A 9,185-nucleotide genomic window follows, 5' to 3' on the forward strand; every position below is an offset into this window, starting at 1 on the left:
ATGGCTTGCATAACGGGAGGTGTCCATATACGGCTAAGCGCAGCGCGAGCCGGGGGATTTTCCCGGAGGCGGCGCTGGCGCGCCTGTCCGGGCTACCGCTTACCCGCGACCCCGAGGGGTTACTCCGGCAGCGTCCAGTCGCCATCGCCGAGCGGGCGCTGCATAATCAAGGTGTCGCGCCAGTCGCCCATCTTATAACCAACGCTGCGCAGCTGGCCCGCCACGCTAAAACCGAACTTTTTATGAATCGCAATCGACGCGGCGTTACTGTGGCCGTCGCCGATAATGGCCAACATCTGTCGCCACGGTCCCTGTTCGCATTTCTCTATTAACCGGGAGAGCAGCGCGCTGCCGATGCCGCGTCCGCCCATTCCCGCCTCCACGTAAATGGACTCTTCGAGAGTGTAGCGGTAGGCCGGGCGAGGGCGATAAAACGTGGCGTAGCAGTAGCCGACGATGGTTCCGCGCCACAGGGCAACCAGCCACGGCAGCCCGCTATCGCGCACGGTTTTAATACGCTTGCGCATCTCGTCGACGGTCGGCGGGATCTCTTCAAAAGAGGCGCGTCCATTGAGCACGTGCCAGACGTACAGCGCGGCGATGGCGTGGGCGTCATCGGGCAGCGCCTCGCGGATCTCTAAGTCAGCGTCGTGTAATTTATCCACTGCGGACATGTTGGGTTCCTTAAGCGGGTTTGCCGGAGAGGAGATTTCTCCGGCGTGCAGCGTAATACAGAAGCCCCGCGGCTGAACAGCCCCTCGTGGGGATTATTGCGGGTCGGTAGTGCTTGCCGCGTTATCCGGCGTTTCTCCCCAGTATTTTTGCTTGCTGGTTTTGCCGATCCCCGGGTTCATACTGTTGGTTGGATCGTTCTCACGATAGAAACGTTTTAAGCTTTCCGGCGCCTCATAGAGATGGCCGACGTTATGCTCGGCGGGATACTGAGCGCCGCGCTCCTTCAGCAGCACCAGCATTTTCTCCTTCAGTTCGTGGGCATCGACGCCTTTTTTCACGATGTAATCCTGATGGAAAACGTGACACATAAAGTGACCGTAATAGAGCTTATGCACCAGCTGGCTGTCAATATCAGCGGGAAGATGCTCAAACCATTCGGTATCGTTACGGCGCAGGGCGATATCCAGCGCCAGAATATCTTCCACCTCATCGGCGTGAACCGCCTGATAGCGGATCGCCGCACCCGCAGCGGCAAAGCGGTGCAGGAAGGCTTTGCTGCCTTCTTCCGCGGTGCAGACGAAGAAATCCCCTTCGGCATTCTGGAAATACTCTCCAAGCCATGCCTGGGCTTCTTCGATGCCATCGCCCGCCATTTTCAGCAGCAGATGGTGTTCATATTTATCGCGCCAGGTTTTCATTCGCTCCGGCAGGTGCGCCGGGAAGACGTGACCCAGCTTCTGCATAAAGCGGTCGGTGAAGTGCGGCTTAAACAGAGAGACTTTCTCCAGCATCGCGTCGGTGCGGCCCTTCATAGTAAAGAAGAACGGCATTTTATCGGTGCCGAGCTTGTCGATCATCAGGAAGGTATCTTTCCCGTACTGCTCGGCGATGTCGTAAATATCGCGGTGCATATACTCGCCCGCAACCGGCAGATGGCTGAATTCGGCGAGAATATGGCGGCGAATTTCGGTCAGCACTTCCGGCTGGTTGGTGCCGATGTAGAACACCTGCTGGCGTTTTTCCGCCGGGAAAGTATCGAGGCGCACGGCGAACACCGCCAGCTTGCCGGCGCAACCCGAGGATTCAAACAGACGGTCCGGGTCGGCGTTGTAGCGCGCCGGGGTATCGGCATTCACGTCACGCACGCGGGTGACGTAATCGTGATCGTGAGCGTGGCGGCCATCGTGGCGGACATCTTCATCTTTAACCCGCTCGTCGTCGAGGCGGCTGAGGATCTGCTCCGGCGTGGTGCCGAGGTCGATGCCGAGGTGGTTCACCAGCGTCAGCTTGCCGTTTTCATCAATTTGCGCGTACAGCGACATTTCGGTATACGCCGGGCCGCGCTGTACCAGCGAGCCGCCGGAGTTGTTGCAGATCCCGCCGACCACCGATGCCCCGATGCAGGATGAGCCAATGACGGAGTGCGGTTCGCGACCCAGCGGCTTCAGCGCTTTTTCCAGCGAATAGAGCGTTGTGCCGGGATAAGCCAGTACCTGTTCGCCTTTATCCAGCAGGTGCAGTTTATCCAGGCGCAGGGTGCTGATAATGACGATGTCGCGATCGTAATCATTGCCGTTCGGCGTTGATCCTTCGGTCAGGCCGGTATTTGCCGCCTGCATCAGAATGATTTTATCGGCGTTGACGCAGGCGTTCAGCACGCGCCACAGCTCCAGCAGCGTGCCGGGAAAGACCACCGCCAGCGCTTCCCCCTGGCCGGAGCGGAAGCCTTTGCGATAGCGCTGGGTTTTGGCCGGGTCGGTCAACAGATGGGAGGTGCCAACCAGGCGAGCGAGTTCAGCCAGAAAAGCGTTGTTATGAGTTGTTGCAGATGACATGTTCCACTCCTTGTGGCGGTACAAAATTATCAAAAATAAGAATAGCCCTTTGTATGACAATTTGATGCATCAATGTTTCGAAAAATCAGAGAACAACGCGCGCTTTCTTCAGGCGTCTCGTTTATGTTTATGGCAGACTTCGATTTTTGCTATCTTTTCGCCGATCTGGCCGACTGGAACAATGAGGGATAAAAATGAAATGGCTTTGTACTGTAGGCGTCGCTGTGAGCCTGGCGCTGCAACCCGCGCTGGCGGATGAATTGTTCGGCAATCATCCCTTAACGCCGCAGGCGCGGGATGCGTTTGTGACCGAACTGCTGACGAAAATGACGGTGGACGAAAAAATCGGTCAACTGCGCTTGATTAGCGTCGGTCCGGATAACCCGAAAGAAGCCATCCGCGAAATGATAAAAGAGGGGCAGGTAGGGGCGATTTTTAACACCGTGACCCGCCATGATATCCGCGCTATGCAGGATCAGGTGATGGCGCTCAGCCGCCTGAAAATCCCGCTGTTTTTCGCTTTTGACGTGCTGCACGGCCAGCGCACGGTATTTCCGATATCTCTTGGCCTGGCTTCCTCTTTCAACCTCGATGCGGTGAATACCGTCGGGCGGATTTCAGCTTACGAAGCGGCCGACGATGGCCTGAACATGACCTGGGCGCCGATGGTCGACGTCTCCCGCGACCCGCGCTGGGGCCGCGCCTCGGAAGGCTTTGGCGAAGACACTTATCTCACCACCATCATGGGGGAAGAGATGGTGAAATCCATGCAGGGCAAAAGCCCGGCGGACCGCTACTCGGTGATGACCAGCGTTAAGCACTTTGCCGCCTACGGCGCGGTCGAAGGCGGCAAAGAGTACAACACCGTCGATATGAGCCCGCAGCGCCTGTTTAACGACTATATGCCGCCGTATAAAGCGGGGCTGGACGCAGGCAGCGGCGCGGTAATGGTCGCGCTCAACTCGCTTAACGGTACTCCGGCAACCTCGGATTCCTGGCTGCTGAAGGACGTGCTGCGCGACCAGTGGGGCTTCAAAGGCATCACCGTGTCCGACCATGGGGCCATAAAGGAGTTGATCAAACACGGCGTGGCCGCGGACCCGGAAGACGCGGTGCGCGTGGCGCTGAAGTCCGGTATCAACATGAGCATGAGCGATGAATACTACAGTAAGTATCTGCCCGGGCTGGTGAAGTCCGGCAAGGTGACGATGGCGGAGCTCGATGATGCAACCCGCCACGTGCTGAACGTCAAATACGATATGGGGCTGTTTAACGATCCCTATAGCCACCTGGGGCCGAAAGATTCCGATCCGCAGGATACCAACGCCGAAAGCCGTCTGCATCGTAAAGAAGCGCGTGAAGTGGCGCGCGAAAGCCTGGTGTTGCTGAAAAACCGTCTCGACACGCTGCCGCTGAAAAAATCGGGCACTATCGCGGTAATCGGCGCGCTGGCCGACAGCAAGCGCGACATGATGGGCAGCTGGTCAGCGGCGGGCGTGGCCGATCAGTCGGTCACCGTGCTGGCCGGAATGCAAAAGGCGCTGGGCGATCAGGGCAAAATCATCTATGCCAAAGGCGCCAACGTCACTGATGATAAAGGTATCGTCGACTTCCTTAATCTGTACGAGAAAGCGGTGCAGGTTGATCCGCGCTCGCCGCAGGAGATGATTGATGAAGCGGTGGCGGCGGCGAAGCAGTCCGACGTGGTGGTTGCCGTGGTGGGTGAAGCGCAGGGTATGGCGCATGAAGCCTCCAGCCGCACCGACATCACCCTGCCGCAGAGCCAGCGCGCCCTCATTAGCGCGCTGAAAGCGACCGGTAAACCGCTGGTGCTGGTGCTGATGAACGGTCGTCCGCTGGCGCTGGTGAAAGAGGATCAGCAGGCCGATGCGATACTCGAAACCTGGTTCGCCGGTACCGAAGGCGGCAACGCCATTGCCGACGTGCTGTTCGGCGACTACAACCCGTCGGGCAAACTGCCGATGTCCTTCCCGCGTTCGGTCGGGCAGATCCCAACCTACTACAGCCATCTCAATACCGGTCGCCCGTACAATGCAGATAAGCCGAACAAGTACACCTCGCGCTACTTTGACGAGGCCAACGGCCCGCTCTATCCCTTTGGCCACGGCCTGAGCTATACCACCTTTAGCGTTTCCGATGTGAAAATGTCGGCGCCGACCCTGCAGCGCGACGGCAGCGTAACCGCCAGCGTGCAGGTGACCAATACCGGCAAGCGTGAAGGGGCGACGGTGATTCAGCTTTATCTGCAGGACGTCACCGCTTCCCTGAGCCGGCCGGTGAAAATGCTGCGCGGCTTTAAGAAGGTGACCCTCAAGCCGGGTGAGACGCAAACCGTCAGCTTCCCGATTGACATTGAGGCGCTGAAGTTCTGGAACCAGCAGATGAAGTACGACGCCGAGCCGGGCAAATTCAACGTCTTTATCGGCGTCGATTCCGCCCGCGTGAAGCAGGGCGAGTTCGAACTGCTGTAATTGCGCTTTGTCGCCCGGGTAAGGCTGTGGCCGCCGCACGGGAACACGCATTCCTTATCCCAAAGGCCGATTTATCGGCCTTTTCTTTTTCCGCTCCGCCCCAAATGAACTACGCTTTTTGCTTAAGCTCCTGTTAATGGAGCGCAAATTAAAGAGGGACGCGAGAATGATAAAGGCAAGTATGTGGTCCGGCACGCTGGCGCTGGCGGCCCTGATAAGTCTGCCGCTGCAGGCGGCGGAGCCGGTTAAAGTCGGCTCAAAAATCGATACCGAAGGGGCGCTGCTCGGCAATATTATTTTGCAGGTGCTGGAAAGCCACGGAGTGAAAACCGTCAATAAAATCCAGCTCGGCACCACGCCGGTGGTGCGCGGAGCGATAACCGCCGGTGAACTGGATATCTATCCGGAATATACCGGTAACGGCGCCTTCTTCTTTAAAGCGGAGAACGACCCGGCGTGGAAAAACGCGCAGCAGGGCTACGAGAAAGTCAAAAAGCTGGACGCGGAAAAGAATAAGCTCGTGTGGCTTACCCCGGCTCCGGCCAACAATACCTGGACCATCGCCGTTCGTCAGGATCTGGCGGAAAAAAATAACCTCGCCTCGTTAAGCGACCTTGCCGGCTATCTGCAAAAGGGCGGTGACTTTAAGCTGGCCGCTTCGGCGGAATTTATTGAACGGCCAGACGCGCTGCCGGCATTTGAAAAAGCCTACGACTTTACGCTCAAACAGAACCAGCTGCTGTCGCTGGCGGGCGGCGATACGGCGGTCACCATTAAAGCGGCGGCGCAGCAGACCTCCGGCGTAAATGCGGCGATGGCCTACGGCACCGATGGCCCGGTCGCCGCGCTGGGCCTGCAAACCCTGAGCGACCCGCAGGGCGTGCAGCCAATTTACGCCCCGGCCCCGGTCGTGCGTGAAGCAGTGCTGAAAGAATACCCGCAGATAGCCGACTGGCTACAGCCGGTCTTTGCCAGCCTGGATGAAAAGACCCTGCAAAAGCTGAACGCCAGTATTGCGGTAGAGGGCCTGGATGCGAAGAAAGTCGCCGCCGACTATTTGCAACAAAAAGGGCTGCTGAAGTAGAGTTCGCGTGACGATTCGTTGCTGTAACCGCGTTGCGCTGCTGCTGGCATTATTACTGCTGCTGGCGATGGCGCTGCCGTTTATCAATTATGCGCCTAACCGGCTGTTATCCGGCGAGGGCCGTTGGCTATGGCAGGTCTGGCCATGGCTGGCGGGCGTGCAGGCGGGGGCGGCGCTGTTAATCGCGCTGCTGTGCTGGCGGCCGGGGCGCTTCCCGCTGCTGGTCATCTTCCTGCTGGCGGATCTGCTGCTGCCTGCGCTGCTTTGGGGGGCCGGCGGGGCGGCGGTGCAGCTGGCGCAGAACGGTTCGTCGCTGGCCCGTACCTCGCCGGGCAGCGGCCTGTGGCTGGCGCTGGCGCTCTGTCTGCTTATCGCCAGCGATGCCGTTCGCCGTCTGACTTCCCGTGCCCTGTGGCGCTGGTTGCTCAATGCGCAAATCTGGCTGCTGCCCGCGCTGCTGCTGGGACTGGGGAGCCTCGATGAACTCTCTCTGCTGAAAGAGTATTTCAATCGCCGGGAAGTGTTTGACGATGCGCTGTCGCAGCATGTGACTCTGCTGCTCGGTACCCTGCTGCCGGGGCTGCTGATTGGGCTGCCCATTGGCGTTTGGCTCTGGCGCTTCCCTCGCTGGCAATCGCCGGTTTTTGCGGTTCTCAATGTGATTCAGACCGTTCCCTCCGTGGCGCTGTTCGGCCTGCTTATTGCGCCGCTGGCGGGGCTGGCGCGCCAGTTTCCTTCGCTTGCCCAGCTCGGCGTTTCCGGAACCGGCATTACGCCTGCGCTGATTGCGCTGGTGCTGTATGCGCTGTTGCCGCTGGTACGCGGGGTGACGGTCGGCCTGCAGCAGGTTCCGCGTGAAGCGCTGGAGAGCGCGGTGGCGATGGGGATGAGCGGCGGACAGCGGTTTCGTCAGGTACAGCTGCCGCTGGCATTGCCCGTATTGTTGCGCAGCCTGCGGGTGGTTAGCGTACAAACCGTCGGTATGGCGGTCGTCGCAGCGCTGATTGGCGCAGGCGGCTTTGGCGCGCTGGTTTTCCAGGGGCTACTCAGCAGCGCGCTGGATCTGGTGCTGCTTGGGGTGATCCCGACCATCGCGCTGGCGGTGGTGGTGGATGCGCTATTCGCGCTGTGGGGCGCATTACTCAAAGGAGAGGTCCGTGATTGAGTTCGACGGCGTCAATAAAGCCTTTGCCGGACAGCCTGCGGTGAAAAACCTCAATCTGCATCTGCGCGAGGGGGCATTTTCGGTGCTGATTGGCACCTCAGGTTCGGGGAAATCGACCACGCTGAAGATGATCAATCGCCTGGTGGAGCATGATAGCGGGACGATCCGTTTCGCCGGGCAGGATATCCGCCAGCAGCCGGTGCTCGAACTGCGCCGCAGAATGGGCTACGCCATCCAGTCCATCGGCCTGTTTCCCCACTGGACGGTGGCGCAAAACATTGCCACCGTTCCGCAGCTGCAAAAGTGGTCGCGGCAAAAAACGCAGGCGCGGGTTGATGAATTGATGGCCTTGCTGGGGCTCGAGCCGGTGCTGCGCGAACGTTATCCCCATCAGCTTTCCGGCGGCCAGCAGCAGCGTGTCGGCGTGGCGCGCGCGCTGGCGGCGAATCCGCAGGTGTTGCTCATGGACGAACCCTTTGGCGCGCTCGATCCGGTGACGCGGGAAGCTCTGCAACAGGAGATGATCCGCATTCATCGCCTGCTGGGACGCACGATTGTGCTGGTGACCCACGATATCGATGAGGCGCTGCGGCTGGCGGATCATCTGGTGTTGATGGACGGCGGCGAAGTAGTGCAGCAGGGCGAGCCGCTGCAGATGCTGCTGGAGCCAAAAAATGCCTTTGTGCAGACCTTCTTTGGCCGCAGCGAACTGGGCGTGCGCCTGCTGTCGCTGCGCGGCGTGAGTGATTATCTGCGCCGCGATGAGCGCCTGGCGGGAGATGCGTTAAACGTGGCGATGACCCTGCGCGAGGCGCTATCGCAGTTTATTGCTCATCGCTGCGAGGTATTGCCGGTAGTGGATGAGCGGGGAGAGTCCTGCGGGACGTTGCATTTTGCCGACCTGCTGCGCGAGGAGGCCCGGCGTGAAGGTGCTACGTGATCCGCTGCTGTGGCTGAGCGCAATGTTTGTCGCGCTGCTGCTGGCGTTGCCCTACAGCGCGCCGCTATTCAGCGCGCTGTTTCCCGAGCTGCCGCGCCCGGTTTATCAGCAGGAGAGTTTTATTTCGCTGACCCTGGCGCACTGTTGGCTGGTGGCACTCTCCAGCCTCGCGGCTACGGTGGTGGGCGTCGGGGCAGGGATTGCGGTCACCCGGCCTTCCGGCCATGAGTTTCGCCCCCTGGTAGAGACGATCGCCGCGATGGGACAGACGTTTCCACCGGTTGCGGTGCTGGCGATTGCGGTTCCGGTGATGGGATTCGGCTGGCAGCCCGCGCTGATCGCGCTGGCGCTGTACGGCATATTGCCGGTTTTGCAGGGTACGCTGGCGGGATTGGGGGCGGTACCGTCCGGCGTATTATCTATCGCTCAGGGGATGGGAATGACCGGCTGGCAGAGATTGATAAAGGTGGAGCTGCCGCTGGCGGCGCCGGTGATGCTCGCCGGAATTCGTACCTCGACCATCGTGAATATGGGGACGGCGACCATTGCGTCAACCGTCGGCGCGAATACGCTCGGCACGCCGATTGTTATCGGCCTGAGCGGATTTAATACCGCTTATGTCATTCAGGGGGCGCTGCTGGTGGCGCTGGCAGCGATTATCGTCGATCGCGGCTTTGAACGGCTGACCCGGCTAATCAGCCGACACCGCCGCGAACAATAAATGAATAGCCGGCCAGCATCACGCCGCCGATGCCGCTGATGGCCATAAATAAGAACAGAGTAATAACCGCAATTTTCGCTGGCTTCATAATAGGCTCCTGATGTTAATGCAAGGATTATACGGTGAAGCGCAGGTGTTAATGAAACATTAATTGCGGTTTAGCTACGACAGCCCCCCGGCTTGCGCTGCGCTTAGCCGGGCTACGGTTCATCACCGTCTGCGGGCCGGTAGATACTGTTATGCCATGCAAGCATTTTTCGTATGCAGTGTGGC

At 59.5% G+C, this 9,185-nt stretch carries 8 protein-coding genes; 5 read left to right on the forward strand and 3 right to left on the reverse strand.

The window, feature by feature from the left end:
• Positions 1-119 precede the first annotated feature (119 nt).
• Together ABLV11_RS06760 and dld are read right to left on the reverse strand one after the other, a co-directional pair.
• Entirely contained in the window at positions 120-674 is a 555-nt protein-coding gene (locus ABLV11_RS06760) for a GNAT family N-acetyltransferase (protein ID WP_004103848.1), read from the reverse strand.
• Between the two features lie 93 nt (positions 675-767).
• Positions 768-2,510, reverse strand: coding sequence for a D-lactate dehydrogenase (gene dld, locus ABLV11_RS06765; RefSeq protein ID WP_032728550.1), 1,743 nt, complete (start codon positions 2,508-2,510; stop codon positions 768-770).
• Positions 2,511-2,704: 194 nt separating this feature from the next.
• On the opposite strand from dld, the gene bglX reads away from it, so the two are divergent.
• From bglX to ABLV11_RS06790, 5 genes are all read left to right on the forward strand, one after another.
• Complete coding sequence (gene bglX, locus ABLV11_RS06770) at positions 2,705-5,002, forward strand: beta-glucosidase BglX (protein WP_348855234.1); 2,298 nt, start codon at positions 2,705-2,707, stop codon at positions 5,000-5,002.
• A 166-nt stretch (positions 5,003-5,168) separates the two neighbouring features.
• Positions 5,169-6,086 (forward strand): ABC transporter substrate-binding protein, encoded by a 918-nt coding sequence (locus tag ABLV11_RS06775; protein WP_348855235.1) that lies wholly within the window; start codon positions 5,169-5,171, stop codon positions 6,084-6,086.
• 7 nt (positions 6,087-6,093) lie between these two features.
• A complete protein-coding gene (locus tag ABLV11_RS06780; protein ID WP_224258020.1) occupies positions 6,094-7,251 on the forward strand; it encodes an ABC transporter permease in 1,158 nt (385 codons plus the stop codon).
• Positions 7,244-8,191: an ABC transporter ATP-binding protein gene (locus tag ABLV11_RS06785; RefSeq protein ID WP_049594110.1), complete on the forward strand. Its 948-nt coding sequence runs from the start codon at positions 7,244-7,246 to the stop codon at positions 8,189-8,191. The genes ABLV11_RS06780 and ABLV11_RS06785 overlap by 8 nt, the downstream gene beginning before the upstream one ends.
• On the forward strand, positions 8,175-8,912 hold the full coding sequence (locus tag ABLV11_RS06790) for an ABC transporter permease (RefSeq protein ID WP_004103840.1): 738 nt from the start codon (positions 8,175-8,177) through the stop codon (positions 8,910-8,912). The genes ABLV11_RS06785 and ABLV11_RS06790 overlap by 17 nt, the downstream gene beginning before the upstream one ends.
• Here the strand turns inward: ABLV11_RS06790 and ABLV11_RS06795 are convergent.
• On the reverse strand, positions 8,887-9,000 hold the full coding sequence (locus tag ABLV11_RS06795; protein WP_004103838.1) for a protein YohO: 114 nt from the start codon (positions 8,998-9,000) through the stop codon (positions 8,887-8,889). The two genes, ABLV11_RS06790 and ABLV11_RS06795, sit on opposite strands and share 26 nt — an antisense overlap.
• Positions 9,001-9,185: the final 185 nt, after the last annotated feature.

The organism is Klebsiella sp. GW_Kp181, from assembly GCF_040062315.1.
Lineage (GTDB): Bacteria > Pseudomonadota > Gammaproteobacteria > Enterobacterales > Enterobacteriaceae > Klebsiella > Klebsiella oxytoca.

What these genes read in the sequence shown, in the direction of transcription:
- ABLV11_RS06760 (WP_004103848.1), bottom strand. Translation starts at nt 674, where the DNA reads ATGTCCGCAGTGGATAAATTACACGACGCTGACTTAGAGATCCGCGAG.
- dld (WP_032728550.1), bottom strand. Translation starts at nt 2,510, where the DNA reads ATGTCATCTGCAACAACTCATAACAACGCTTTTCTGGCTGAACTCGCT.
- bglX (WP_348855234.1), top strand. Translation starts at nt 2,705, where the DNA reads ATGAAATGGCTTTGTACTGTAGGCGTCGCTGTGAGCCTGGCGCTGCAA.
- ABLV11_RS06775 (WP_348855235.1), top strand. Translation starts at nt 5,169, where the DNA reads ATGATAAAGGCAAGTATGTGGTCCGGCACGCTGGCGCTGGCGGCCCTG.
- ABLV11_RS06795 (WP_004103838.1), bottom strand. Translation starts at nt 9,000, where the DNA reads ATGAAGCCAGCGAAAATTGCGGTTATTACTCTGTTCTTATTTATGGCC.